Raw genomic sequence first — 23,842 nt, forward strand, 5'->3', positions numbered from 1 at the left:
TGACATCCTGAGAGGAGGCCTGTATCGCGGCTAGGGAAACGTGGCAGCGAAAAGGATCTCTTCATGGCGGGACTGGACCCTGAAGACTGGAGCGGCATTCGTGCCATGGGACATCAGATGCTGGATGCTCTGTTTGATCGTATGGAACATGTCGGGGAAGGCCCGGTCTGGCGCCCTATGCCGCAGGCAGCCAGGGATGAGCTGAGAACAGGCTTTCCTGCCGAAGGGACCTCTCTGGAAGAGCTGCATGAGCGTTTCACTGAGCTCGTTGTTCCCTATGGCAATGGAAATACTCATCCGGGTTTCATGGGCTGGGTGCATGGCGCCGGAACACCCGTCGGGATGCTGGCAGAAATGCTGGCGGGCGGTATGAACGCCAATTGTGGTGGCCGCAGCCATGCCGCAAATGAAGTCGAGCGTGAAGTTATTCGCTGGGCTCTCTCCATGGTGGGGATGCCGGAAGATGGGTCGGGCTGTTTGGTGACGGGCTCATCCATGGCCAACTTCATCAGCATTATTACGGCCAGTCGGGCGCGTGATCCGTTGTTGCGACGGCATGGCGTTGGGCAGAGCAGAATGGTCGGATATGCCGCGACAACAGCCCACGGGTGTCTGCCTCGTGCCTATGATCTTGCTGGTTTCGGAAGCGAGGCTTTGCGCCGTGTTCCGGTGACGGGTGATCATAGGATGGATCTTGCGGCCCTGCGCCAGATGATCACCGAAGACCGCCAGAGCGGGCTGGTGCCCTTCATGGTAGCCGGAACGGCCGGAACGGTGGATTGCGGCGCTATTGATGATCTTCAGGGGATCGAGGCTATCGCACGGGAGAACGGCCTCTGGTTTCATGTGGATGCAGCCTTCGGGGCGCTGGCCTGTTTGTCGTCACGTTTCAAGGCGCAGCTTTCCGGCATTGAAAAGGCTGACAGTCTGGCATTTGATTTTCATAAATGGGCACAAGTTCCCTACGATGCGGGCTGTGTTCTGGTGAGGAATCGTGAACTTCATGCGGCCGCGTTTGCTCAGTCGCTCGACTATCTGACGCGCGAAGCCAGAGGGCTTGCGAGTGGCGCGCCCTGGTTCTGTGATTTCGGGCCAGATCTTTCCCGCGGGTTCCGGGCGCTCAAAGTCTGGATGACGCTGGGCCATTATGGCTCACAGCGTATGGGGCAGATGGTGGAAGAATGTTGTGACGTTGCACAGCATCTTGCGCGCTGCGTGCAGGCTACGCCCGGGCTCGTTCTGCTCGCGCCAGTAACGCTGAATATTGTGTGCTTTGGAATAGAGGGCCTGTCAGATCAGGGTGTTTCCGAGCTGGTGCAGGATTTGCATGAAAGCGGTGTAGCGGCCCCATCCACAACGCGGATCAACGGTCGGTTGGCGGTGAGGGCGGCGATCGTTAATCACCGCACCACCACCGTCGATACCGACCGTATGCTGGATGCCGTTATCGCACTCGCCGCTGACCGGCGGGGGTAAACAGTTCACTCAATTGAGCCATCATGGTGCCGCCGAGGTCTTCGGCGGAACTGATGGTTACGCTGTGTCGATAGTAACGCGTGACGTCATGGCCGATGCCGATGGCCAGAAGCTCCGTGTTCCGATCGCTTTCGATCCGCTTGATGACCTCACGCAGATGGTTTTCAAGATAGTTGTGCGGATTGGCGGAGAACGTACTGTCATCCACAGGCGCACCATCTGAAATCACCATGAGAATATGGCGGTGTTCCGGACGCCGTTTCAGGCGCTTCCAGGCCCAGAGCAGCGATTCGCCGTCAATGTTCTCTTTGAGGAGACCATCACGCAGCATGAGGCCAAGGTTTTTCCGGGCCCGGCGCCAGGGCGTATCTGCATCTTTGTAGATGATGTGACGCAGGTCATTCAGGCGTCCCGGCTCGGGTGGGCGCCCATTTTTGACCCATTGCTCCCGGCTCTGACCACCTTTCCATTGGCGCGTCGTGAAGCCCAGAACTTCGACTTTCACGCCGCAGCGCTCCAACGTGCGGGCGAGAATGTCGCCGCAGATGGCGGCCGTTCCAATTGGGCGGCCACGCATTGAGCCTGAATTGTCGATCAGGAGTGTGACGACCGTGTCGCGAAACTCCATTTCGCACTCATACTTGTACGAGAGCGGCATGGTTGGGTTTGTGACGACGCGGGAGAGGCGCCCGGCATCGATGATGCCCTCTTCCTGCTCGAACTCCCAGCGGCGTTGTTGCTGAGCCATGAGCCGCCGTTGCAGACGATGCGCAAGACGGGAAATCAGGCCCTGAAGTTGAACAAGCTGCTGGTCGAGCTGTTGGCGTAGCCGGTCCAGTTCGTCCGGGTCACAGAGGTCAGCAGCCCCGACTTCTTCATCGAACCTTGTGGTGTAAGCTTTATAGGTTGAGCCGCCGCCGATGGCCGTGCCTTCACCTGACTGGTCAGACGGCCCCGCAGCTTCTTCCGAACCTGTTTCAGGGGAATCAAGCGCGTCGGAAGACGTCTCTGTTTCGCCTGTTATTCCGCTTTCACCGCTTTCTGGCTGATAACCATCTTCCTCATCAGGGTCATCCCCTGCAGGTGTCTGGTGATCTTCCTGCGGGACGGCGGCTTCATCTTCGGAAGGTTGTTCGTCTTCAGATAAATCGTCTGAAGGGGCCTGCTGTTCGATTTCCTCGGGGAGTTCTGTGAGCTGGCAGGCACCGAGCAGATGTGTGATCGCGCGTGCGAAGGCTTTTTGGTCAGATTGCGTGACGGCCATTTCCGCCAGTGCGTTTTTGGCAGCCGGAGAGAGGGACGCGCGCCAGGCTTCCAGCGCCGGGCCGGCCTGCGAAGGGGTATGCTCCCCCGACATGGCCTCCCGAGCTAGCAGGCTCAAAGCCATGGAGGCAGGCATTTCGTCCTTGGTGGCCATGCGGTTACAGCCCGCCTCGGCACACTGCTGGATGACACGCTGGTCAAGATTGGCACGAACGCCGGCCATATGGCGGGAGCCGTAAACTTCACAGCGCGCCTGTTCGAGGACGTTAAACGCCTCCTGAGCTTGCTGCTCTGGAAACTGTGCGTTCAGGCCACTCTTGTGGTAGCGCAGCTTCAGCGCCGCAGCATCGGCTGCTCCGCGAATTTTCTGAATTTCGCGGTCATGCATACTGCGGGACAGGTAGGGCAGTTGCACGGCATCAGGTGCCGGCGGAGCGGGCAGCCTGTTGCCAACAACCGCACCCTGAAAATCCACGCTCTGTTCAGGCGTGCCGCCCATGGCGCGAAGGGTTGCGATTGTGGCGCGGCGGAAACCTTCCTGACGGTTTTCGTCAGGAGGGGAGTTCTTGGGCGCGGACAAGGTTTTTTACTCCACCGGGGAGGTGTTGAAACAGCGCTGATAGTATTCCGCAACAATACCGCGCTCGGCTTCGTCACACTTGTTCAGGAACGTGAGGCGGAACGCGAATGCGACATCGTTGAAAATGTTGAAGTTCTCAGCCCAGGCAATGACAGTTCGTGGGGACATGACTGTGGAAATGTCTCCGGCCATAAAGCCCGAGCGAGTCAGATTGGCCAGAGCGACCATACGCTCGACCATCTTGGTCTTGTCCTTGTCTTCCGCGCCGATTTTCAGCTTGGAGGTGACAATTGCAACTTCCTGTTCAAGCGGCAGATAGTTCAGGGTCGCGACGATGTTCCAGCGATCCATCTGGCCCTGATTGATCTGCTGCGTGCCGTGATACAGGCCTGTCGTGTCACCAAGGCCAACGGTATTTGCGGTCGCAAAAAGTCGGAAGGCCGGGTTGGGACGGATCACGCGGTTTTGGTCCAGAAGGGTAAGGTGACCCTCTGCTTCGAGAACGCGCTGGATCACGAACATCACGTCCGGACGGCCTGCGTCATATTCATCGAAAATCAGCGCACAGGGATGCTGCAGGCACCAAGGCAGCAAACCTTCACGGAATTCCGTTACCTGCTTGCCGTCGCGCAGCACGATGGCGTCCTTGCCGATGAGATCAATGCGGGACACATGGCTGTCGAGGTTGATACGGACGCAAGGCCAGTTCAGGCGCGCAGCAATCTGCTCAATGTGGGAGGACTTTCCCGTTCCATGGAAGCCCTGAACCATCACGCGGCGGTTATAGGCAAAACCCGCAAGAATGGCGCGCGTCGTGTCTTCATCGAACTTGTAGGATGGATCGATGTCGGGGACGTGCTCTGTCCGGATTGAATAGGCTGGGATCTGAAGATCAGTCTTGATGCCGAAGACTTCACGCGAAGACACCGTGAGGTCGGGCGCACCAAGAACACTGGTTGGGACCGCAGAACTTTCGGCGGTGGTGACGGTTTCCGGGGCGTCGATCGTCGCGAAATCACTCATGAGACTGGCGGACTTTCATTGAATTCAGGAATGTTCTGAAAAGATGGGCCTTTAGGCTCTATTCTTCCAGAGAGAAAATCAGGAAACGAACTCTGACTCGCGACTGAAATGCGTTTTCAGCACGGCGTACGCTGATCCGATGGCCTTGAAACGCTCTTCAGCCTGCTTGTCGCCAATATTCGCATCAGGGTGATGGCGGCGGGCAAGGGCACGATATCGGCTTTTGACGTCATCCAACGAGACGGGCCATGTCAGGTCCAACGTTGCGAGAGGCAGTCGAAGCGGTTCTGGTGGGCCGTCGGCTGTGGCGCGCTGACGTGCACTGTCTTTGGCGCGCTGGGCTCGGTCGCGGCGGCTGGCACCGAGAATATCCAGTGGGTCCAGAACATCTTCTGCGTTGAATTCGGCTTTCTGTGCCGCACCCGTCCCAAGTTTCCACGAAGGGCGCTGCCAGGACGTGTCAGCTCTGAGTTGGGCTTCGATCTGGGCGGGTGTCATGCCGCGATAGAAGTCCCATCGCGCGTTATAGTCGCGAACGTGTTGAAGGCAGAACCAGAAGTAGGACCGCAGGGCATCGCGCCCGCGGGGAGCGCGGTAGCCGGCAGGCTCCGCACAGCCTGGATGATCGCAGGTCTGGTCTGGTGCCTCTGGATCGGGGTCAAAAGCCCGATGTCTGGTAGATTTACGCTGCATGGTGTCTGATATGGGCAATGTGAGCCGTTTGATGCAAGCGGACAAACCAAGTCGGATTTAATTGACCATGACGCAGCCCCTCACCAGGCGGGACCGAATTGCTGAAATTCTTCACCGGGAACTGGCTCCGAGCGTCCTTGAAATTCAGGATGACAGTGCCCGGCATGCCCATCATGCAGGAGCAAAAGCTCTGGGGAGTACGGGAGAAACGCATTTCAATGTGGCGATCACCAGCGCGAAATTTGACGGACTAAACCGGATTGCCCGGCACCGTCTTGTGAACGGATTGCTCGCCGGGGAGTTTGAAACAGGACTACATGCCCTGTCTCTTGTTCTGCACGGAGAAACCACTCCATGAAGCGTGCCCTTCTGGCTCTTCTGTTTCTGTCTGGCTGCGCCACAAGTGGGTACGGACATCTCCCTGCAGACCAGCAGGCGGATGTGCACAGAATTGAAACCTACATGAACGGCGTGACCGGGATGCAGGCGTCGTTCAATCAGACTGGCCCAGATAATGGGGTGAGTGCCGGACGATTCGTCTATATGCCCGCTCATCTGCGACTGGATTACGTGACGCCGCATACGATGGAACTGGTTGCCGGGGATGGTCATCTGGTTCTGGATGACATGGATAGCGGGGCGGTGACCCACCTGTCCTTGAAGCGAAACCCTTTGGGGCTCCTTCTTCATTACCCGATTCGGTTTGACCGTGGGATTCAGGTGACTGACGTGCGGCGCGGGCAGGGATCGCTTCAGGTTTCGGTTGCTGAGGCGGACAACCCTTCCCAAGGGCTGTTGACGCTCCAATTCTCCGATACGGCTGGGAAACTGCTGCTCATTGGTCTGCAGGGTGTGGATGCCCGGCAGAATCATTTCAGCGTATCTCTAGGGAATGTAGTGGAGGGGGTAACAGTAACCCCTACCGTCTTTACTCCTCCCGGGGGATAGATCCGAAATGCGCTGGCCAGGAGGCGGCCAGCGCACGATCCAGTTCTTCCATGGAAAGAGCCGGGTTGAAGCGCCTGAGGCTGGTGACGCCAAATTCCCGGATTCCGCAGGGTACGATGCCGTCAAAGTCATCCAGGGCCGGATCAAGATTGATCGAGACGCCGTGCCAGCTGACCCAGCGGCTGACCCGGATACCAAGCGCTGCGATCTTGGCTTCCTCGCCGGTGAGAGGATCAAAACTCCAGACGCCGATACGTCCTTCTCTCGTAAAGGCCGTTACTCCTAGGCGGCTAAGAGTTTCAATGATCCAGGTTTCAAGTCCTTTCACAAAGGCACGAAGATCCCTGGGAGGTATTGTACCATTGGGCTGGCTGAGGTTTAGAAGAACATAAGCAAGTCTCTGTCCCGGGCCATGATACGTCCACTGCCCGCCTCGGCCCGCTTCGTACGTCGGGTAGTGATGTGGGTTATAAAGATCCTGCTGCTTAGCAGACGTTCCGGCCGTAAAGACAGGGGGGTGCTCTACGAGCCAGACGACGGGATCAGCTGTTCCATCGTGAATCTGGCGCGAGCGGGTGGCCATGAAGTCCAGAGCATCAGGGTAGGGTGTTAGCCCGTCGGATTTTTTCCACAAAATTTCTTCACAAATATCGTTTCTGGTCATTGCTCTCGTTTCAGGCATCAGCTATATCGCCCCTCACCGGACGGTCTTGCACTACACAAGACGGTTTGTCACGGGGCGGCCGTGGCGGAATGGTAGACGCGCAAGCTTGAGGTGCTTGTGGGGGCAACCCCGTGGAAGTTCGAGTCTTCTCGGCCGCACCATCACTCTTCGGAGCTGATGGAAAAAATCTCGAAAAAATCATAATTATAAAAAACACCCTGAATGCCGATGTTAAGGCATCCAGTGTGGTGTTTTATTCTGTGCCATTTTATTGCCAGACTGTTCGTCCACCGTTATGCCTGACTATGTTTTCATTTGAACGCTGCTAGCTTTGTGCTCAGTAATCAAATGATATTCTGGCTGATGTGTGAGGTTTCGTGATCAAGCCCTTAAAGAAAGCAGTTCTTCCCGTCGCAGGACTGGGAACGCGCTTCCTTCCGGCCACCAAGGCTATGCCGAAGGAAATGCTTCCTGTCGTCGACAAGCCTCTGATTCAGTATGCTATCGACGAAGCTCGTGAAGCTGGTATCGAAGAATTCTGTCTTGTCACAGGGCGCGGCAAAGACAGCCTGATCGATTATTTCGATATTGCTTACGAGCTTGAGGCAACGCTGAGGGAGCGTGGCAAAAAAAGTGCGCTTGAAGCACTTCAGCCAAGCAGCGTGCAGGCAGGATCTCTTGTCGCTGTGCGTCAGCAAGAGCCGCTAGGTCTTGGTCATGCAATCTGGTGTGCTCGTTCCTTTATCGGAAACGACCCATTCGCAATTCTGCTTCCGGACGACATCGTGAAAAGTGGCCGCAGCTGCGTTGCTCAGCTTGTGGATGCTTACAACCAGACCGGTGGAAATGTTGTCGCGGTAACGGAAGTGCCGCGTGAGCATACAAATCGGTATGGTATCCTCGACGTGGGCGCCGATGACGGCAAGCTCGTTGAGGTCAAAGGATTGGTTGAAAAGCCGAATCCTGAGGACGCTCCTTCAAACCTGTCCATTATCGGTCGCTATGTTCTGACGGCTGATGTGATGGAGCATCTCGCCAAGCTGGAACGCGGTGCTGGCAATGAAGTGCAGCTTACTGACGCCATGGCCAAGATGATCGGGCATGTTCCGTTCCACGGACTGCGTTACGAAGGCACGCGTTTCGATTGTGGTGACAAGGCTGGCTTCTTGGAAGCACAGATTGCTTTCTCCATTGATCGCCCTGACCTCGGCGATGCGGTTAAAGCCTTCCTCAAGAAATATGTCGACGTCGTCTGACATCTTGGGAAACAGCATTATCTGCTGATGATGCTGGGGCTGGTTTAAATAAGTAAGGGAGGGTGTTGTCGTTTTAATTACGGCAACACCCTCCCTTTTTCTATTTTAAGCCTCGACACGAATTTACATCTGATCATTTCAAATTTTTTTCGCGGTTTCGTTTTTGTAAAAACGCTGGGCAATAATGCAAATCTCATGGCATGAAGAGCGTCATGTCCATGCCATTTCAGTCTTTTCTAGAGCCGGGTCAGATTGTGCAGCATCCCGATTTTCCTGAATGGGGATGGGGACAGGTGCAATCGGCGATTGGTGAGCGTGTTACGGTCAATTTTCAGAACGAGGGAAAAGTTCTGATTGACGCGTCCCGTGTGGAGCTGAAACTGGTTCAAGGCTGATTCAGGCCTTTGGCTCGTTCTCTATTCTCGAAGCTTGGTCGCAGTGCTCTGGACGTTCTCCTGCCTCCAGTGTGCGGAGTGTGCGGAGCAGACGTCATGACGAACGGTGCGTTCTGTTCTGACTGCTTTGCTGAAGCAAAGAGAATTATTTTTCCATGCTGTGAAAAATGTGGCGTTTCTCTGCCTGGTGAAGCTTTTGGAGGGACGCAGAAAACCTGTGTATCCTGTCAACTGTGCCCCCCGGCCTGGCGATCTGCCCGTGCTGCCTTTGAATATGATGATTGGTCCCGGCGCCTTATCCTGCCCATGAAATATGCTGACCGGACTGAGAACGCACATATTCTTGTGCATGAACTGTCTCGGGCAGGTTCTGCCTTGCTGGATCAGGCGACCGTTTTAATCCCCGTGCCGATGCATCGAACCAAACTGTGGCGGCGGCGATACAATCAGGCCGCTCTATTGGCGCAGGGTTTGTCTCGAAGAAAGGGGATTACGCTGCTTGCTGACGGATTGACGCGTCGGCAGCCCACCAGACCTTTGGCCCGTTTGTCCGCCAAAGAGCGTCAAATGGAAATTGCCGATACAATTATTGTCCGCGCCGGGCGGGAAAAACGCATTGAAGGGCAGGCCGTTCTTCTGGTGGACGACGTGCTCACGACCGGTGCCACGGCTTCTGTTTGCACTGGTGCTCTTTTGAAGGCCGGGGCATTGTCAGTGGATATTCTTGTTGCAGCGCGGACCTGCAAAGGCGATGAACAGGACGTTCCGTATCCCGAGGAGTAAGAACTTTATGTCAGAAATTGAAATCTTTACCCAACCGGGATGCCCTTACTGTGTTCACGCTGTCGATCTTCTAAGATCAAAAGGTGTGGCCTTTAAGGAGATCAACGCGCCACACGGAACCCGAGAGCGTGAAGAATCCATGAGCCGTTCGGGGCGCAGGACTGTCCCTCAGGTATTTGTGAATGGGCAATCTCTGGGGGGCTGTGACGACATTATGGCTTTGGATCGGGCCGGACGGCTTGATTCTCTGCTTGGCGGTGCCTGAATGCGCTGGGGACGGCTTTTCGCAGGTGCATTACTCTGCCTGACGCCCTTCATGGGGTACGCTGAGGCGCCGGCAGTCTCTCAGGCAGCGACTACGCCGTCAGAGCTGGGCCTTTGGCTATCCGCGGGTAAAGACGGTGTTTTCTCGATCGAGCACTGCGGCAATGCCTTGTGCGGCAAGCTCGTCGGAATGGACTATGACGGGGAGATGCCCAAGGACGTTTGGGGCCGGGCAGAATGCCATCTTTGGATTTTGACAGATTTTGTCGCAGCAGAAGACCAGAAATGGCGGGGTCACATCCTTGATCCTCGGAGCGGACGTATCTATCAGGCGTACATCTGGCTCTCCGAGCCAAATGTTCTAAAGCTGCGTGGCTTTGTTCTTGGAATGCCTCTGTTGGGTCAGACCGAGACCTGGACGCGATATACCGGAGGCTCATTCGGGCCACAGTGTAAGATGCCTCCGCAGCCTCACTGAGAAACTACAATGGCAGGTCATATCTCTCTGATATGGTTTGCCAGGAACATGCAGGCCAATCTCAGGTCTCTGATTCTGCCGAACTGAAAGGACCGTGGAACCACTATGTCCCACACTGTTTCCCGCCGCGATTTTGCGCTCGGGCTGGCTGCTGGTGCGGTTGGCGCCAGCGTGGCAGGCACGTCTTATGCCGCTGACGAACCAAAAATTGTCCCTGTTCCTCCGCCGTTGCCCAAGCTGGTTTCCAAAACAGTATGTTTTGTCGGGGGGTACACCAAGCATGCCCCTGCAGGTGGTGCTGGAAATGGGCAGGGCATTGCCGTGTTCGAGATGGATCGGGATTCAGGCGTTCTGACGCCAATCACGACCTACACGGACATTGCCAGTCCTTCGTTTATCACGCTCTCCGCAGATAACCATTTTCTGTATGCGCTGAGTGAGATCGACGACTACAACAAGGCCGGAGACGGATCTGTCACGGCTTTTGCCGTTGATCAGAAGACGGGTTCCCTGCGCAAGCTAAACAGTGTCAGCTCTGGTGGTGCTGTGCCAGCGCATCTGAGTGTTCATCATTCAGGTCGTTATGTTCTGGTCGCGAATTATGTGGGTGGCTGTGTTGCAGTCCTGCCGATCCGAAGCGATGGATCGCTGGGTGAGGCAACCGATGTGGTGCATAATACGGGGCCGCGTCAGCCAGAGCGCGCAACGGATAATCCGCAAGGTAACTTTGCCGTTTCTGACCATTCCGGGTCTCATCCACACATGATTCGTTCCGATCCGAGCGGTCGCTTCGTGATCGCGGATGATGCGGGTCTGGATCGAGTTTATGTCTGGACGCTGAATCTGGCGACTGGGAAGCTCATTTCGGCAAAAACACCATATTACGATATGGAGCCGGGGTCTGCGCCGCGTCACTTCGAGTTCAATCACTCGGGGCGCATTATGTACAATCTGTGTGAGCAGAACTCGAAGATTGTCGTGTCCAGCTTTGATCCTCTGACGGGCACAATCACGAATATCCAGACGGTCAGCACCGTCACACCTCATTTCCGAGGGTCAACGCTGGCTGCGGAAATCCTGATTTCTGCCAGTGGAAAGTACGTATACGCGTCTAACCGCTTGGGGGATTCACTCGCGGTATTCGCGATTGCCGCGGACGGAACGCTGTCCTTGCAGGATGAAGTTTGGATGCATGCCGATTATGGCCGCGCCATGATGTTCGATCCGTCTGGAACGTTCCTGTTCTGCGCTAACCAGCGCTCGGATGCGGTGACGTCCTTCAAGGTGGACAAGAATACCGGGCAGCTTGCGTTTACTGAGAACTTTACGCCTGTCGGTAGCCCGACGACGTTTGCGTTCATGAACACGCAGGTCTGACATTCAGTGGAAAAGGCGCTCTTCGGAGCGCCTTTTTTATTTCAGCCCTTCGTGAACATTGCGATGTAGTTCACGCCGGTGTCGCGGGTCGTGCGCCAGCGCGGGGGCAGGTAGCTCATGCCGGCAATATCGGTCATGCGCAGGCCGGCGTTCCGGGCCATGGCTGCCAGTTCTTCCGGCTTGATGAATTTCTTCCAGTCATGTGTGCCCACAGGCAGCATGCGCAGAAGGTATTCCGCGCCTAGCTTTGCCATCGCGAACGAACGCGGTGTGCGGCTCATTGTAGAGACGGCAACCATGCCACCCGGGCGGGTCAGGGTTGCAAGCATGTGCAGGAAATCCTGCGGATCGTTGACGTGTTCGATGACTTCCAGAGCTGACACGACGTCGAATTCTGCGCCTTCCTCGACCAGATCTTCCGCGCTGCCATTACGATAAGTCAGAGATGCGGCACTCGGTGGTAGTGGGTAGGTAGCCTGATGGGCGCGGGCGGCTTCGATCCCGTCCGGGCTTGCATCAAGGCCGAGTGTCTCGAACCTCAGCTTTGCAAAAGCTTCGCTGGCGAGGCCTGCGCCGCAGCCAATATCAAGCAGGGAAAGGCTTTTTCCTTCAGATGGCTTGAGAGAGGTCGTCCGGGAGGCGACCCAGTCCGTCCGCAGGGGGTTCATGGCGTGCAAAGGGGCCATCGGGCCACGTGGATTCCACCAGTCCTTGGCCAGCGCACTGAAATGGGCGATTTCGGAATCGGAAACGGAAGAGCGATGTGAGGTGCTTCCGGAAACGGTTTCTGAGGCCATCAGAACTGTCCTTCTGTGTGTCCGCATGATGCCGTCGGCTGGACGCGGCGTGGCGAGACGAGTATGTGGACCGGCAGAGTCTGTTCAGAAGACCGGCCGGCAAATCTGTTTTGTGCCGTATCCGATGCCAGACCCGAGCGCGCAACGCCAGACACGTACTGGAGCCTTATCCGCGATGTCCATGTCCGATACTCCCGTTCACGACCAGATTTCGGGTCGTGCCGATACTCTTTCCATGTCTGTGGATAGCGGGAAACGGAAAACGATCGTCATGAAATTCGGCGGAACATCCGTCGGAAATATTGAACGCATCCGGATCGTTGCGCAGCGGGTCAAGGCCGAGCATGCGCTTGGGCGTCGGGTGGCTGTTGTTGTGTCTGCCATGGCCGGTGTGACCAATCAGATGGTCGGATACTGTTCCGAACTCGATCCGCTGGCGGACCCGAAGGAATATGACGCCGTTGTAGCGTCGGGTGAGCAGGTTACGAGCGGTCTTGTGGCTATTGCGCTACAGGCACTGGGCGTTCCGGCACGGTCTTTTCAGGGCTGGCAGATCCCGCTTGTGACGGATGATGCGCACGGGAAAGCATCCATTGATGGCGTTGACGGCACGGAACTGCTGAAATGCCTTGATAATGGGATTGTGCCGGTTATTGCCGGCTTCCAGGGAGTTGGTCCGGATAACCGGATTGCCACACTTGGACGTGGCGGATCGGACACATCTGCTGTAGCGATTGCCGCCGCGATCCATGCGGATCAATGCGACATCTATACGGATGTTGATGGAATTTATACGACGGACCCGCGTATCGTGAAGCGTGCGCGGAAGCTGGATCGCATCACTTATGAAGAGATGCTTGAACTCGCTTCCGTGGGCGCCAAGGTACTTCAGACCCGCAGTGTCGGGCTGGCGATGCGTGAAGGGGTCCGTGTACGTGTGCTGTCGTCATTCTCCGAGACGGACGATGACAGTGGGTCGATTGTGGTGGATGAGGACGAGATCGTGGAGAAGGAACTGGTTGCGGGCATTGCCAGCTCGCATGATGAAGCAAAGCTCTCCGTCCGGCGTATTCCGGACCGTCCGGGCATTGCCGCGGCCATCTTCGGACCTCTGGCTGAAGCAAACATCAATGTGGACATGATCGTGCAGAGCACGGGCGTTGACCGCATGACGAACATGACCTTCACGGTCGGCAAGAGCGATGAGGCTGCTGCCCGTGCCGTTCTGGAAAGTGCCCATGGCATCATCCAGTATGGCGAGCTTGAGACATCCCACAATGTGGTGAAGATCAGCGTCGTGGGTGTTGGTATGCGTTCGAATGCCGGGCTTGCTGCGACCATGTTCGCTACGCTGGCGGAGCGTGGGATCAACGTGCAGGTGATTTCCACCAGTGAAATCAAGATCTCCGTCCTGATTGATTCGGAATATAAAGAGCTTGCGATGCGTGCACTGCACACCGCGTACGGGCTGGACAAGAAAGAGGAATCCTCTACGTGAGTGCAATGACGGACGCCCGCGAGACCCTGAACCGCCTTTGGAAGCCGGGATGTGACTTCCTGGGCAGCGAAGTCGCCATTCTTGGCGGGGCGATGTCCTGGGTGAGCGAGCGCAATCTTGTCTCCGCCATTTCCAATGCTGGCGGTTTTGGCGTGATTGCCTGTGGTGCGATGACGCCGGAGCGCCTTGAGGAAGAAATCGTTGCCACGCAGGCTCTGACGAAGCGCCCGTTTGGTGTGAACCTCATCACCATGCATCCGGAACTTGAGCGACTGGTCGATGTGTGTGTTGCACACAAGGTTTCCCATGTCGTTCTGGCTGGTGGTGTGCCGACGAGTGCCATCATCAAGCGTGTTCGTGATGGTGGAGCGCGTGCGATCGGCTTTGCGCCTGCGCTGGCACTTGGCAAGCGTCTGGTAAAACTTGGTATCGAAGCGCTCATCATCGAGGGTTCGGAAGCTGGTGGCCATGTCGGCCCAGTTTCCCTGACGGTTCTGGCACAAGAAATTCTGCCGCACATCAAGGACGTTCCTGTCTTTGTGGCGGGTGGTCTGGGCCGTGGTGATGCCATCGTGTCCTACCTTGAGCAGGGCGCTTCCGGTGCGCAGCTTGGAACGATCTTTGCTGCGTCTGAAGAGAGCATCGCGCACGAAAACTTCAAGAAGGCGTTCCTGCGGGCCAATGCCCGTGACGCTGTGACATCCGTGCAGCTTGATGAGCAGTTTCCGGTCATTCCGGTTCGTGGTCTTGCCAATGCTGGAAGTCGTGGCTTCCTGAAGCATCAGGCAGAGACGATCCGCACGTTCCAGAGCGGTGGTGTCAGCAAGGAAGATGCTCAGCTTTCCATCGAGCACTTCTGGGCTGGTGCACTTCGTCGTGCCGTAATCGAGGGTGACGTCGAGAACGGGTCTGTCATGGCTGGCCAGTCTGTTGGTATGGTCAAGGAAGTCCGTCCGGTTTCCGAAATCATTGCCACACTCGTTGAGCAGGCTGTCGAAGCCATTGCGAAGCGGGAAGATCGCGTTCACGCTTCTGCCTGATCAGGTTTTATCAGCCATGTCTCCTCCCTCCGACCGTCCGATGCCGCTTCGCTCAGATCAGCCCAGTGTTGGCACGATTCTGCGTACGCGACGGGAGGAGTTGGGATGGCAGATAGATGACGTTGCGCAGTGGTTACGCATCCGGGCGCGTCTGCTGGTTGCGCTTGAAGCTGATGATCTCTCGTCTCTGCCAGGTGTGGCGTATGCTGTCGGCTTCCTGCGGACGTATGCCCACGCCATGCAGTTAGACGCAGATGGGTTGGTTGCCCGTTTCCGTCGAGAATATCGCGGGGTCGTCAATCGGAAGACGGATCTCGTCTTTCCGCAGCCTGAGGGTGAGCGCGGGCTGCCTATTGGTCTGCTGGTTGGAGCAGGGCTTGTTGTTGTCGTGGCGGCCTATGCGGGATGGTATCGGTTTGCCTCGCATGACAGTCCGGCAGACCGCCGCATTCCTGCTGTTGCGGAACTGATGCCAGGTGCCGCGACGTCTGCGACCACGTCTCCTCAGGTGGCGTCTGTTATGCCCGGCAGGGCACCAACTCCCGATCCCTCTCTGCCGCATGATCCACTTCCTGCGTCTGTCGCTCCAGTTGTGCCGGCTCCGGCACCACAGCCGGTTATTGCACCGACTGAGTCTGCAACGCCTGCAGCATCGCCAGCACCTCCTTCGCCGAGCACAGAAGAGGATGACGGCGCGCCGAACAATACGGATCAGTTTGGCCCTGCTACAGATGTTCCTGCCGAAACTCCCGCTCCAGCCGTCCCTGTCGGGGCTGTTGTCGTGCGTCTGTTGGCGCCTGTCTGGATGCAGGTGAAGGACAAGGACGGTCATGTTCTTGTGTCTCGCGTGCTTAAGGCTGGCGAAAGCTGGCAGGGTGACGCTTCTGCAGCGCCATTTCGCATGTCTTTCGGCAATGCGGGTGGTGTTGTCCTTTCGACAGATGGCTGCACGAGCGCGCCTCTAGGTCGTCAGGGCGAAGTGCGCCGGAATGTTGAAGTTACAGCGGATGCCATCCGTTCAGGTGCATTCGGCAATGGTGTTGCTCTTCCGGCACAGCCGTCTGCCGTGGTGCCTACGCCTGCAGAGCAAAATGTTGACGGGTCGACTGCGGGCGCACCAGATGACTCGTCTGCGGCGCCTGCTGTGAAGCCTGTAATACGTCGCCCTAAAAAAGCTCCTACGCCTTCCGCAGAAGTTTCTGCTGACGATCTGAATGCCCGGCAACTGGATCAATCGTCTCCATCGCATTAAACAGGGGGGTAACGCCCCTGACCCAAAGGACCCGGTTATCCCGGGCACGAAGAGGTAAATCATGAGCAGCTACCGCCCCTATCAGCACATCGAGCGTCGCAAGTCGCGCCAGATTCATGTCGGCAAGGTTGCGGTCGGTGGTGATGCGCCGATCTCCGTGCAGACCATGACCAATACCCTGACGTCTGACGCGCAGGCGACGATTGACCAGATCCGTCTCGCCGAACTGGCAGGTGTGGACATCGTTCGTGTGTCCTGTCCGGATGAAGCCAGCACGGCCGCTCTGAAGGAAATCGTTCATGAAGTGAACGTGCCGATCGTCGCTGACATTCACTTCCACTATAAACGCGCGATCGAAGCCGCGAAGGCCGGTGCGGCTTGCCTGCGTATCAATCCGGGCAATATTGGCAGTGCCGAGCGCGTGCGTGAAGTTGTGAACGCCGCCAAGGATTACGGCTGTTCCATCCGTATCGGTGTGAATGCTGGCTCGCTGGAAAAGCACCTTCTGGAAAAGTACGGTGAGCCTAACCCGGAAGCCCTTGTTGAAAGTGCTCTGGAGCACGCAAAGATCCTTCAGGACCATGATTTCCATGAGTTCAAGATCAGCGTGAAGGCGTCTGACGTGTTCATGGCGGTTGCCGCCTATCAGCAGCTTGCAGACTGCTGTGACCATCCACTGCACATCGGCATCACGGAAGCTGGCTCCAAGCGTGCTGGTACGGTGAAGTCTTCCATCGGTCTGGGCAATCTGCTCTGGGCGGGCGTGGGTGATACGATGCGTGTTTCGCTGTCTGCTGCACCGGAAGAAGAAGTGCTGGTGGGCTGGGACATTCTGAAGTCCCTTGGCCTGCGTCATCGTGGTGTGAAAATCATTTCCTGCCCATCCTGTGCCCGTCAGGGGTTCAACGTGGTCGAGACGGTCCAGACGCTTGAAGATCGCCTCCAGCACATCAAGACGCCGCTGACGCTCTCCATCATCGGATGCGTTGTGAATGGTCCGGGTGAAGCCCTGATGACTGATATCGGTGTGACCGGCGGTGGCTCGGGCCGTCACATGGTCTATTCCGCTGGTCGTCAGGATCATACGATGCCAGCCGTAGACATGATCGAGCACATTGTGGATCTGGTTGAAACCAAGGTTGCCGCCATTGAGGCAGATAAGGCTCAGACCGAAGCTGCTGCAGCCGCTGAAGCAGCCAAGCAGATGGATCCGGCGAGCCACTGATGTCAGGACTGCAACCGCCCCGCGGCACACACGACCTCATTGGCGATACCATGCGCCGCCATCACCATGTGGTGGAGACGGCGCGTTCGGTCCTCGAGACCTATGGCTTCGAGGAATGGAGCACGCCGATCTTCGAAGACACGCGGGTTTTCTCCCGCACGCTCGGTGAGACATCCGATGTCGTGTCCAAGGAAATGTACACGTTTGAGGATCGGGGTGGCGAGAGCATCACGCTGCGTCCCGAGAACACAGCCTCAATCTGTCGTGCGCTTGTGACGAACGGTTTGACCCAGTCCTTACCTCAGAAGGCGTTTTATCACGGGCCGATGTTCCGTTATGAGCGCCCGCAGAAGGGGCGTTATCGCCAGTTCCATCAGATTGGTGCGGAGCTGCTGGGCGCAGAAGGTCCTCTGCGAGACGCCGAAGTCATCACAATGGCCTACGACATTCTGAAAGCGCTTGGTCTTTCGGAGCATGTTGTTCTGGAAATCAACACGCTCGGGGATATTGCGTCCCGGCAGGCGTGGCGTGAGGCTCTGGTGGCGTATTTCCGTCAGCACGCAGATGCGCTTTCTGAAGAAAGCCGTGTGCGTCTTGAGGTAAATCCGCTGCGAATTCTGGACAGCAAATCCGAGCAGGATCGTGCGCTGCTGGCCGATGCCCCGGCTTTTGCGGATTATCTGAACGATGAGTCTCGTAAATTCTGGGACGGACTGCGCTCCTACCTGACGGCATTTGGCGTGGAGTTCGTCGAAAACCCGCGGATTGTGCGTGGCCTTGATTATTACAGCCACACGGCCTTCGAGTTCGTGACGACGAAGCTGGGTGCTCAAGGCACTGTTCTGGCTGGGGGACGCTACGAAGGGCTGGTTGAGCAGATGGGCGGTCCTGCTGTTCCGGCAATCGGCTGGGCTGGTGGTATCGAGCGTCTTGCCTTGTTGCTTGAGGACGCGCCTGCTGTTCCTGCTGGAATTGCAATTGTTCCTATGGGAGACGAGGCTCTTCTCAAAGGTGCTGCAATTGCCCGGTCCCTGCGCGAAGCGGGACTGCGTGCTGAAATTGAGACACGTGGGAACATGAAGAAGCGCATGGAGCGCGTCGTGAAGTCCGGTGCATCTCATGCGATTGTTCTGGGTGATGAAGAAATTGCGCGCGATGTCGTGCAGCTTCGTGATCTGGGAACGCGTGATCAGCAGGAGGTATCTGTTGCGGATCTGGTTCAGGCACTGAAGGGCGCCTGACACGTGGCATTTGACGACAGGCTTGAGCGAATTGTTGCGCGGTCGGAGGAAATTCAGGCTCTGATGTCCGCAGGTGAGGCGACGGGGGAAGAGTTCACGCGCCTCTCACGGGAGTATGCAGAACTCGAGCCTGTCGTTGCTTCAATCCGGGCCTGGCAGGACGCCGACACACAGCGCGATGGCGCCAAAGCTCTTCTTTCTGACCCGGAAATGAAGGAACTGGCTCAAGCTGAGCTGGAAGAGATTGAAGCCCAGATTCCTGAACTGGAGCACAATCTCCGACTCGCTCTTCTTCCCAAAGATGCAGCGGATGAACGCAGCGCTATTCTGGAAATTCGTCCGGCGGCAGGTGGTGATGAGGCGGGGCTTTTTGCCGCCCAGCTTTTCGATGCCTATCGCCGGTTTTCGGAGCAGAATGGCTGGCGTTTTGAAGTCATGGAATATGCCGAGAATGAAGTTGCAGGCCTGAAAGACGGCATGGCGACAATTTCCGGCCGTTCCGTGTTTGCTCGCCTGAAGTATGAGTCTGGCGTGCATCGCGTACAGCGCGTCCCGGCGACTGAAAGCCAGGGGCGCATTCATACGTCCACGGTGACGGTCGCTGTTCTGCCGGAAGCCGAGGAGGTGGACGTCACGATTAATGACGACGATCTGCGAATTGACGTTTATCGTGCGTCGGGCGCGGGTGGACAGCACGTCAACAAGACGGAAAGTGCTGTTCGCATTACGCATATTCCTACCGGCGTCGTAGTGGCGATGCAGGAAGAAAAGAGCCAGCACAAGAACCGTGCCAAGGCTATGAAAATCCTCCGTGCACGTCTGTATGAGCGGCAGCGATCAGCTGCTCATGAATCCCGTGCCGCTGATCGGCGCTCTCAGGTTGGAACAGGGGACCGGTCAGAGAGGATTCGGACGTATAACTTCCCACAGGGGCGTGTGACGGACCATCGCATCAATCTGACGCTCTACAAGATCGAACGCATCATGGCGGGCGAGTTTGATGAGATTATCGATGCGCTGACACGTGAAGAACAGACAGAGCTTCTGGCCGCTGAAGGCTTTTAAAGCCTCAGCTGCTGGGAACCGCGCAAACAGCAGCCCGTCCATGCCGATGAGTGGCGACGGAAGGGTCGTTGTAGTCTACCAAAAAAAAGTCTGTGAAATTATTGCTGCCAACAGCATCCAGGGCATGGTCTTGCGGGCTATGAAGCTGGCCGTCGCTGCTGACCTGATGCGTTTCCTGATGTCCGTTGTGCATGATGGTGATTTCGCCACACAGGGCATAGTCAACATCGTTGCGTCCGGCAGGAAGCGTGATGGTTTGGGTTTCTCGTGATTTGGATAAGCCGAGGCGGAAGGTCGCCACCAGGTTACCGTTCAGGTAAAGGCGAGAGACTTCGGAGATTTCTTCAGGAGCACGTTCATCGGTGACGGTGAAGGTGCCAGGAAGTTCAGACTGGGCGCTGGCTGAATGCAGGGCGCATCCCAGAAGAAGGACCGAGAAGAAAAATGCACGTTTGGACTTCATGATCACAGGTATAGCAGGTTCACTGACAAAATGACTGCAAAAGATGACATTCTTCAGCGTGCAGCGGTGGTCTTGCAGCAGGCTGGACTTGAAGATCCTCGTCGTGAAGCCCGATTGCTGCTGTCTTGGGCCACGCATCGTGATCTGGCTGGATTGTTCGCTCTGAACGTTCTTTCTGAGGATGAAGCGAATCGCTTTGAGACGGCTGTTCAGCGGCGTGCGTCTCGCGAACCTTTGGCTTTCATTACGGGTGAAACGGGGTTCTGGACTCTTGATGTCTTTACGTCACCAGAGACGCTGATCCCCCGGGGAGACAGTGAAGCTCTGATAGAAGCGCTCCTGATCGTTCGGCCGGACAAGGCGGAGGCTCTTACCATGCTGGACCTTGGAACGGGGACAGGGTGCCTGCTGTTGTCCGCGCTTTCAGAATATTCCCGGGCGTGGGGGGTCGGCGTTGATCTTGCACCTGAAGCGGCGCTTCTGGCCCAGCGGAATGCGGTTCGGAACGGACTGGAAAAACGCAGTGCATTTTTGGCAGGGAACTGGGATTCTGCCCTGAACGGGCAGTTTGATGTCGTGATTTCCAATCCGCCCTATATCGAGAGTGCTGACGTGCCCGACCTGATGCCGGAGGTCTCCCGCTATGAGCCCGCCCGGGCGCTGGATGGAGGAACGGACGGCCTGGATGCCTATCGGTTGTTGTGTGACGCGTTACCCCGACTGCTTGTTCCGGGGGGACATGCCATTCTGGAAATGGGCATCGGGCAGATCGATGCTGTGTCCGAACTGGGGAGCCGGCGAGGGCTGAAAGAGGTCGCGCGGCATGATGATCTGGGGGGCATTGCACGCGCTCTTGTTCTGCAGCGGACAGAAAACTGAGGAAAGACGTTGGCTTCAGGGCCGAGAGTTGGTATGACCCAAAAGCTACGTTTTGGAGTGAAAGCCGTAATGGCGGTTTTTTCCTCACGGAGTTGCTCCTGTTGGCCGTCTTTCAGTAAGCCGGTAACAGATGAGAAGGCTGGCCAGTGTCCAGCCACAGCGAGATAGACAGACGTCTTTTCGACAGCGGCGGATGCATCCTTCTGCAAGGGCAGAAGAGGGGCCCGCCATCAGGAAAGTGCATCACGGGTCGATGAATATGAAGCGTATAAGAGGCCGGCATCATCGTGCAGGCGGCGGGACACCACGCACAAGTAGTTCCCAGACCCCTCTGAACCGCAACCATGTGTTTGACAGCAATGGCCCGGACCTCAGAATTCGCGGAACTGCTCAGCAGCTTTTCGAGAAGTATCTCCAGCTTGGTCGGGATGCCACCGGAACCGGGGACCGTATTCTTGCGGAAGCCTATTTCCAGCATGCCGAGCACTATTTCCGCATTCTTAATGCGATGAATCAGGCGGCCCAGCAGAGTCAGCAGGAGCGCAACGAGCGTCAGGCGCAGCGTCAGCGCGCTTATGAAGATCGTCGTGAGCCACATGGCGAAGAAAATTATCAGGGCGGCGACCGTGAAGGTGGCGAACAGCCTTCCTTCGAGGCCCAGCGGCCTCAGGACGCTTCAGCCGACGCTGAATAAGATTTGAAAAAGAGCCGGTCCTGAAAAGGTCCGGCTCTTTTTTATATCCGCCCTACAAACCGTTCGGGGAGGTGCCAGAGCTCGGTTCCATTGATGTGGAGGTCGAGCCGGTACTGGTCATGATTACGGTCAATTGCGCTTTGTTCGACCGCATGACGCCAGTTCTTTAGCCGCTGGTCCTGCTGATCGAATGTTGGGTGGACAATCGGGAGGCCTGCCATGTTGCGGAGCATGTTCTCCCAGTCCTGATCAAGGAGGCGCTGGTGCTGGCCAGCATTTTCTGAGCTCCAGGGTTGCGTTCGGGTTCGGTTCAGACGCCTGAGGCCTGAGGCAAGGTCTGCGTAACGCAGGTGGAAAAGAAATAGCGGTGCTGTCAGCTGAGGACTGACTTCTTTGCAACAATGAAAACCAGGAGCCCACGTCACCGCGGCGCGGATGAGTACCGGCTTACACATTGCACTCGAAAATCGTAAATGCTGCCTCTGGATTGAAACCGGCCGACTATAATCGAAGTCAGTTTCGCTGTTGGGCAGATGGATGACGTCTAGCCCCGTGGCTGTGACAACAGGGCTACTATTGGCAACGGCAAAATGGGTGAGGGACGGGTAAATGGCAGGATCTGCCAAGAGAAGCTCATCTACATCACTGTAAATGACACTGTCATACCATTCGAGAAGACTGGCACAGAATGCGCCAACGGCACGCGTACGTCGTTCGTCATCCTGAGGAGAGCGGGGAATTCGGATCCTGTTGACCTGACCAAGATGATCCGTCGATCCGTCATTGGAGCCATGGTCAATAACGTAACATGACGCTTCACCGACCTGAGCGCCATAATGCCGACGCCAGATCTGAAGATGTTCTGGTTCATTATAGGCCATGGTGACGACGGCAAGAGGCTTCTTGATCATGTCACCATGATACAAAAATGCTTTCAGATCAGATACCTGAAAGATTTTTATTTAATTTTAGGAAAATAAGGATGGTAGCGGTGGACGGATTTGAACCGCCGACCAAGGGATTATGATTCCCCTGCTCTACCACTGAGCTACACCGCCATCCCACCGGGCAACCCGGCGTTGAGGCGGGTTTTTAAGGGGGATCTGTTGGTGTGTCAACACGTTATCAAAAGGAAAATGCAGGATTTTAGTCACCGCATTTTTCACAATGGTCATATCTGTTATGGTTTTCTGAATCCCTCAATTCCCTCTTGATATGGAGCTTCCTGCCTAGTGACGCAGCACTTCGTCAGCACGCTGTTTGCCGTAAGGTCTTATTTTACGTGGCTTCCGGCAGCCGTTGTTTCTGTTCTGATGCTCGCGGTCGTGGGTATTCTGGCTTTTTATTGCGGTAATCTCGTAACGTCCCTGACGTTGCGGATCCCCGGCTCCCGAAGTGGTGCGCTGATCCGCCGGATCGTGGCTGCGCTTCGGCGTCCAACACGGATTATGATCGCACTGCTTGCGATGATTGCGGCTTTGCCTGCCGTGACAGGCTTTGCCTACGAGACTGAACAGAACCTCAGACTCTTTTTCCTGTTCCTGCTGGTTCTGACGTTTGGCTTTTCTGCCATTATCGTTTTCCGGATCATGACGGAAGCGTATCTCAACCGGCTTTCTTCAAGAGAACAGACCGACGACATCATGATTCGTACGCATCAGACGCAGATCCGCGTTCTGAGGCGCCTGACGGAAATCATGGTGGGCATTGTGACCGTGGCGTCGGCCCTTATGCTGTTCCCGTCTGTGAAACAGTATGGTGTGTCGCTCTTTGCTTCGGCTGGAGCCGCATCACTGATCGTGGGTCTTTCTGCGCGTGGCTTGCTGACCAATCTGATTGCAGGCGTGCAGATTGCCGTGACCCAGCCCATTCGTATGGAAGATCTCGTCATCATCAATGGTGACTGGTGCTGGGTTGAGGAAATCAACGCGACCTATGTTGTGCTGCGGGTGTGGGACTGGCGCCGTCATATTGTGCCGATTTCTTACTTCCTGGAGAACCAGTTCGAAAACTGGACGCATAATTCTGCGGCGATCATCGGTGTTGTGTTTCTATGGCTCGATTATGAGGCGCCAATGGATCGCATCCGGGAGATGCTCAATGAGATCATCCGCACATGCCCACTTTGGGACGGTAAGGTTTTTGATGCGCAGGTGGCGGACTGTAACTCTCAGGTGATGTCGATCCGTATTATCGCCAGTGCGCGCAATGCTCTTCAGAGCTGGGATCTGCGGTGTGATATCCGGGAAAAGATTATTGCGCGGATCAGGGAAGAATGCCCGGAGGCTCTGCCGCGGGCACGTTTTGCCATGATGCCACCCCGGCCGGGGGTTGAGGCTTGGCCAAGCGAGCTTTTGTCTCCAAAGATCGATCGGCCGCCGCCGGGGAGTTATATGGGTCCTGGAACGCCGGGAGCCTGAGACAGGAACCATCGCTTCGGCGGTGGTTTTTTCTTTTGAGGGACGTAATCGTTCTGCATCTGGCCGGA

Annotated in this window: 25 protein-coding genes, 2 tRNA genes and 1 pseudogene; 20 read left to right on the forward strand and 8 right to left on the reverse strand. The window is 56.5% G+C overall.

What is annotated here, in order from left to right:
- Positions 1-63: 63 nt before the first annotated feature.
- Positions 64-1,476: a pyridoxal phosphate-dependent decarboxylase family protein gene (locus GCE01_RS08180; RefSeq protein WP_099212298.1), complete on the forward strand. Its 1,413-nt coding sequence runs from the start codon at positions 64-66 to the stop codon at positions 1,474-1,476.
- Here the strand turns inward: GCE01_RS08180 and GCE01_RS08185 are convergent.
- The 3 genes from GCE01_RS08185 to GCE01_RS08195 form a co-directional block, all read right to left on the reverse strand.
- Complete coding sequence (locus GCE01_RS08185; protein ID WP_099212300.1) at positions 1,445-3,319, reverse strand: cobaltochelatase CobT-related protein; 1,875 nt, start codon at positions 3,317-3,319, stop codon at positions 1,445-1,447. The two genes, GCE01_RS08180 and GCE01_RS08185, sit on opposite strands and share 32 nt — an antisense overlap.
- Before the next feature lie 6 nt (positions 3,320-3,325).
- Positions 3,326-4,342 (reverse strand): cobaltochelatase subunit CobS, encoded by a 1,017-nt coding sequence (gene cobS / locus GCE01_RS08190; protein ID WP_099212303.1) that lies wholly within the window; start codon positions 4,340-4,342, stop codon positions 3,326-3,328.
- A 78-nt stretch (positions 4,343-4,420) separates the two neighbouring features.
- Positions 4,421-5,035: a J domain-containing protein gene (locus tag GCE01_RS08195; RefSeq protein WP_099212307.1), complete on the reverse strand. Its 615-nt coding sequence runs from the start codon at positions 5,033-5,035 to the stop codon at positions 4,421-4,423.
- 67 nt (positions 5,036-5,102) lie between these two features.
- On the opposite strand from GCE01_RS08195, the gene GCE01_RS08200 reads away from it, so the two are divergent.
- Entirely contained in the window at positions 5,103-5,393 is a 291-nt protein-coding gene (locus GCE01_RS08200) for a BolA family protein (protein WP_099212308.1), read from the forward strand.
- Entirely contained in the window at positions 5,390-5,983 is a 594-nt protein-coding gene (locus GCE01_RS08205; RefSeq protein ID WP_099212311.1) for a LolA family protein, read from the forward strand. Before GCE01_RS08200 ends, GCE01_RS08205 begins: the two co-directional genes overlap by 4 nt.
- Here GCE01_RS08205 and lipB read toward each other — a convergent pair.
- Positions 5,964-6,665, reverse strand: a complete 702-nt coding sequence (lipB, locus tag GCE01_RS08210; protein WP_174694821.1) for a lipoyl(octanoyl) transferase LipB — start codon at positions 6,663-6,665, stop codon at positions 5,964-5,966. The two genes, GCE01_RS08205 and lipB, sit on opposite strands and share 20 nt — an antisense overlap.
- A gap of 57 nt (positions 6,666-6,722) precedes the next feature.
- Between lipB and GCE01_RS08215 the strand changes: the two genes are divergently transcribed.
- The 8 genes and pseudogenes from GCE01_RS08215 (at position 6,723) to GCE01_RS08245 (ending at position 11,200) form a co-directional block, all read left to right on the forward strand.
- Positions 6,723-6,808 (forward strand) — tRNA-Leu (locus GCE01_RS08215).
- Positions 6,809-7,024: 216 nt separating this feature from the next.
- Positions 7,025-7,903: a UTP--glucose-1-phosphate uridylyltransferase GalU gene (galU, locus tag GCE01_RS08220; protein ID WP_099212317.1), complete on the forward strand. Its 879-nt coding sequence runs from the start codon at positions 7,025-7,027 to the stop codon at positions 7,901-7,903.
- Between the two features lie 212 nt (positions 7,904-8,115).
- On the forward strand, positions 8,116-8,298 hold the full coding sequence (locus GCE01_RS08225) for a DUF3553 domain-containing protein (protein WP_080951491.1): 183 nt from the start codon (positions 8,116-8,118) through the stop codon (positions 8,296-8,298).
- 9 nt (positions 8,299-8,307) lie between these two features.
- Positions 8,308-8,517, forward strand: a pseudogene (locus GCE01_RS17355) (double zinc ribbon domain-containing protein); the annotation flags it as partial.
- A gap of 87 nt (positions 8,518-8,604) precedes the next feature.
- On the forward strand, positions 8,605-9,081 hold the full coding sequence (locus tag GCE01_RS08230; RefSeq protein ID WP_244591168.1) for a ComF family protein: 477 nt from the start codon (positions 8,605-8,607) through the stop codon (positions 9,079-9,081).
- Between the two features lie 7 nt (positions 9,082-9,088).
- Positions 9,089-9,346, forward strand: coding sequence for a glutaredoxin 3 (gene grxC, locus GCE01_RS08235; protein ID WP_099212323.1), 258 nt, complete (start codon positions 9,089-9,091; stop codon positions 9,344-9,346).
- Positions 9,347-9,823 (forward strand): DUF2147 domain-containing protein, encoded by a 477-nt coding sequence (locus GCE01_RS08240; RefSeq protein ID WP_046901467.1) that lies wholly within the window; start codon positions 9,347-9,349, stop codon positions 9,821-9,823. It abuts the gene before it with no gap.
- 105 nt (positions 9,824-9,928) lie between these two features.
- A complete protein-coding gene (locus GCE01_RS08245; RefSeq protein ID WP_064273179.1) occupies positions 9,929-11,200 on the forward strand; it encodes a lactonase family protein in 1,272 nt (423 codons plus the stop codon).
- 41 nt (positions 11,201-11,241) lie between these two features.
- On the opposite strand, the gene ubiG is transcribed toward GCE01_RS08245, so the two are convergent.
- Complete coding sequence (gene ubiG / locus GCE01_RS08250) at positions 11,242-11,997, reverse strand: bifunctional 2-polyprenyl-6-hydroxyphenol methylase/3-demethylubiquinol 3-O-methyltransferase UbiG (protein WP_099212327.1); 756 nt, start codon at positions 11,995-11,997, stop codon at positions 11,242-11,244.
- A gap of 175 nt (positions 11,998-12,172) precedes the next feature.
- On the opposite strand from ubiG, the gene GCE01_RS08255 reads away from it, so the two are divergent.
- From GCE01_RS08255 to prfA, 6 genes are all read left to right on the forward strand, one after another.
- Positions 12,173-13,495, forward strand: a complete 1,323-nt coding sequence (locus GCE01_RS08255; protein WP_099212330.1) for an aspartate kinase — start codon at positions 12,173-12,175, stop codon at positions 13,493-13,495.
- 5 nt (positions 13,496-13,500) lie between these two features.
- The gene (locus GCE01_RS08260) at positions 13,501-14,535 is read left to right on the forward strand and encodes an NAD(P)H-dependent flavin oxidoreductase (protein ID WP_099212701.1); all 1,035 of its coding nucleotides are present in this window, start codon (positions 13,501-13,503) and stop codon (positions 14,533-14,535) included.
- A 16-nt stretch (positions 14,536-14,551) separates the two neighbouring features.
- Complete coding sequence (locus tag GCE01_RS08265; RefSeq protein ID WP_099212702.1) at positions 14,552-15,787, forward strand: helix-turn-helix domain-containing protein; 1,236 nt, start codon at positions 14,552-14,554, stop codon at positions 15,785-15,787.
- A 61-nt stretch (positions 15,788-15,848) separates the two neighbouring features.
- The gene (gene ispG, locus GCE01_RS08270; RefSeq protein ID WP_099212333.1) at positions 15,849-17,012 is read left to right on the forward strand and encodes a flavodoxin-dependent (E)-4-hydroxy-3-methylbut-2-enyl-diphosphate synthase; all 1,164 of its coding nucleotides are present in this window, start codon (positions 15,849-15,851) and stop codon (positions 17,010-17,012) included.
- Complete coding sequence (gene hisS / locus GCE01_RS08275) at positions 17,012-18,253, forward strand: histidine--tRNA ligase (protein WP_099212336.1); 1,242 nt, start codon at positions 17,012-17,014, stop codon at positions 18,251-18,253. The genes ispG and hisS overlap by 1 nt, the downstream gene beginning before the upstream one ends.
- A 3-nt stretch (positions 18,254-18,256) precedes the next feature.
- Positions 18,257-19,318 carry a peptide chain release factor 1 gene (gene prfA / locus GCE01_RS08280; RefSeq protein WP_099212338.1) on the forward strand — a complete coding sequence of 354 codons (1,062 nt, stop codon included), beginning with the start codon at positions 18,257-18,259 and terminating at the stop codon, positions 19,316-19,318.
- A gap of 4 nt (positions 19,319-19,322) precedes the next feature.
- On the opposite strand, the gene GCE01_RS08285 is transcribed toward prfA, so the two are convergent.
- Entirely contained in the window at positions 19,323-19,781 is a 459-nt protein-coding gene (locus GCE01_RS08285) for a hypothetical protein (RefSeq protein WP_064273185.1), read from the reverse strand.
- A 30-nt stretch (positions 19,782-19,811) separates the two neighbouring features.
- Between GCE01_RS08285 and prmC the strand changes: the two genes are divergently transcribed.
- Both prmC and GCE01_RS08295 read left to right on the forward strand, forming a co-directional pair.
- Complete coding sequence (prmC, locus tag GCE01_RS08290) at positions 19,812-20,660, forward strand: peptide chain release factor N(5)-glutamine methyltransferase (RefSeq protein ID WP_099212342.1); 849 nt, start codon at positions 19,812-19,814, stop codon at positions 20,658-20,660.
- Between the two features lie 259 nt (positions 20,661-20,919).
- Positions 20,920-21,354 (forward strand): DUF4167 domain-containing protein, encoded by a 435-nt coding sequence (locus tag GCE01_RS08295; RefSeq protein ID WP_373321848.1) that lies wholly within the window; start codon positions 20,920-20,922, stop codon positions 21,352-21,354.
- Positions 21,355-21,395: 41 nt separating this feature from the next.
- Here the strand turns inward: GCE01_RS08295 and GCE01_RS08300 are convergent, their stop codons facing one another.
- Positions 21,396-22,265, reverse strand: coding sequence for a glycosyltransferase family 2 protein (locus GCE01_RS08300; RefSeq protein WP_174694822.1), 870 nt, complete (start codon positions 22,263-22,265; stop codon positions 21,396-21,398).
- Between the two features lie 72 nt (positions 22,266-22,337).
- A tRNA-Met gene (locus tag GCE01_RS08305) sits at positions 22,338-22,412 on the reverse strand.
- Between the two features lie 174 nt (positions 22,413-22,586).
- On the opposite strand from GCE01_RS08305, the gene GCE01_RS08310 reads away from it, so the two are divergent.
- Entirely contained in the window at positions 22,587-23,774 is a 1,188-nt protein-coding gene (locus GCE01_RS08310; RefSeq protein ID WP_099212355.1) for a mechanosensitive ion channel family protein, read from the forward strand.
- Positions 23,775-23,842 lie beyond the last annotated feature (68 nt).

It is taken from the genome of Gluconobacter cerinus (assembly GCF_002723935.1).
Taxonomy (GTDB): domain Bacteria; phylum Pseudomonadota; class Alphaproteobacteria; order Acetobacterales; family Acetobacteraceae; genus Gluconobacter; species Gluconobacter cerinus.

What these genes read in the sequence shown, in the direction of transcription:
- GCE01_RS08285 (WP_064273185.1), bottom strand. Translation starts at nt 19,781, where the DNA reads ATGAAGTCCAAACGTGCATTTTTCTTCTCGGTCCTTCTTCTGGGATGC.
- hisS (WP_099212336.1), top strand. Translation starts at nt 17,012, where the DNA reads ATGTCAGGACTGCAACCGCCCCGCGGCACACACGACCTCATTGGCGAT.
- cobS (WP_099212303.1), bottom strand. Translation starts at nt 4,342, where the DNA reads ATGAGTGATTTCGCGACGATCGACGCCCCGGAAACCGTCACCACCGCC.
- grxC (WP_099212323.1), top strand. Translation starts at nt 9,089, where the DNA reads ATGTCAGAAATTGAAATCTTTACCCAACCGGGATGCCCTTACTGTGTT.
- GCE01_RS08200 (WP_099212308.1), top strand. Translation starts at nt 5,103, where the DNA reads ATGACGCAGCCCCTCACCAGGCGGGACCGAATTGCTGAAATTCTTCAC.
- GCE01_RS08255 (WP_099212330.1), top strand. Translation starts at nt 12,173, where the DNA reads ATGTCCATGTCCGATACTCCCGTTCACGACCAGATTTCGGGTCGTGCC.
- GCE01_RS08300 (WP_174694822.1), bottom strand. Translation starts at nt 22,265, where the DNA reads ATGATCAAGAAGCCTCTTGCCGTCGTCACCATGGCCTATAATGAACCA.
- GCE01_RS08265 (WP_099212702.1), top strand. Translation starts at nt 14,552, where the DNA reads ATGTCTCCTCCCTCCGACCGTCCGATGCCGCTTCGCTCAGATCAGCCC.
- GCE01_RS08240 (WP_046901467.1), top strand. Translation starts at nt 9,347, where the DNA reads ATGCGCTGGGGACGGCTTTTCGCAGGTGCATTACTCTGCCTGACGCCC.
- GCE01_RS08260 (WP_099212701.1), top strand. Translation starts at nt 13,501, where the DNA reads ATGACGGACGCCCGCGAGACCCTGAACCGCCTTTGGAAGCCGGGATGT.
- GCE01_RS08225 (WP_080951491.1), top strand. Translation starts at nt 8,116, where the DNA reads ATGTCCATGCCATTTCAGTCTTTTCTAGAGCCGGGTCAGATTGTGCAG.
- GCE01_RS08195 (WP_099212307.1), bottom strand. Translation starts at nt 5,035, where the DNA reads ATGCAGCGTAAATCTACCAGACATCGGGCTTTTGACCCCGATCCAGAG.
- lipB (WP_174694821.1), bottom strand. Translation starts at nt 6,665, where the DNA reads ATGCCTGAAACGAGAGCAATGACCAGAAACGATATTTGTGAAGAAATT.
- prmC (WP_099212342.1), top strand. Translation starts at nt 19,812, where the DNA reads ATGACTGCAAAAGATGACATTCTTCAGCGTGCAGCGGTGGTCTTGCAG.
- GCE01_RS08205 (WP_099212311.1), top strand. Translation starts at nt 5,390, where the DNA reads ATGAAGCGTGCCCTTCTGGCTCTTCTGTTTCTGTCTGGCTGCGCCACA.
- GCE01_RS08295 (WP_373321848.1), top strand. Translation starts at nt 20,920, where the DNA reads ATGAAGCGTATAAGAGGCCGGCATCATCGTGCAGGCGGCGGGACACCA.
- GCE01_RS08230 (WP_244591168.1), top strand. Translation starts at nt 8,605, where the DNA reads ATGAAATATGCTGACCGGACTGAGAACGCACATATTCTTGTGCATGAA.
- GCE01_RS08245 (WP_064273179.1), top strand. Translation starts at nt 9,929, where the DNA reads ATGTCCCACACTGTTTCCCGCCGCGATTTTGCGCTCGGGCTGGCTGCT.
- GCE01_RS08180 (WP_099212298.1), top strand. Translation starts at nt 64, where the DNA reads ATGGCGGGACTGGACCCTGAAGACTGGAGCGGCATTCGTGCCATGGGA.
- ubiG (WP_099212327.1), bottom strand. Translation starts at nt 11,997, where the DNA reads ATGGCCTCAGAAACCGTTTCCGGAAGCACCTCACATCGCTCTTCCGTT.
- ispG (WP_099212333.1), top strand. Translation starts at nt 15,849, where the DNA reads ATGAGCAGCTACCGCCCCTATCAGCACATCGAGCGTCGCAAGTCGCGC.